General features: G+C 56.6%; 1 protein-coding gene. It reads right to left on the bottom strand.

Annotation, left to right across the window (positions count from 1 at the left end; translation table 11 throughout):
• Positions 1-487, bottom strand: a 487-nt coding sequence (locus H096_RS31115) for a DEAD/DEAH box helicase family protein (RefSeq protein WP_033903049.1), incomplete at its 3' end; no start/stop codon positions are given.
• Positions 488-553: the final 66 nt, after the last annotated feature.

Below are 553 nucleotides of genomic sequence, written 5' to 3'. Positions count from 1 at the left end.
CTTGCCGACCATCGTAGGGATCTCCCAGTTGATCACGCAGCTTGAGCAACTTGACCAGGGTATCAGGGCCGTTGAGCACCCAAACGCGAGCATCTGGGATGGTTTCAAGGATCTCCCGCCGCCATTTGTAGACCAGATGCGGAGGAGAAACTACCAGGGTGCGACGGTAGCCAGCGCCGTGCATGACGGCCGCAACAGCGATGGCCATCATGGTTTTACCAGTGCCCATTTCGGCATTGATGACGGCGGCCTGCTCGTTGCGGTCCAGCAGCAATGCGGTTACGGCCTGGACCACCTCGGTTTGCGCTGGGAACGGTTGGCGTTTCAGTGCATTCATCACCCGTTGACGAGCTTCGTTGGCGTTGCCGGCATAAACCGGTGGGTTAGAGCGGTTTAGAGAATCCAGCAACTCATCACCGAACTCGTCGATGAATTCGGTCAGGCCGATGGCCAAGGCAGCTACAGGGACTTGGGACATGTCGTTCATGATTGTTTCTCCAATAGAAATGAAACAGGGCATGCACGACACCCCGACGGGTATGGTGAATACCCT

This window comes from Pseudomonas sp. FH1, assembly GCF_000510895.2.
In the GTDB taxonomy this organism is placed as follows: domain Bacteria; phylum Pseudomonadota; class Gammaproteobacteria; order Pseudomonadales; family Pseudomonadaceae; genus Aquipseudomonas; species Aquipseudomonas azotoformans_A.
This window is presented reverse-complemented; position numbering and strand designations above follow the sequence as displayed.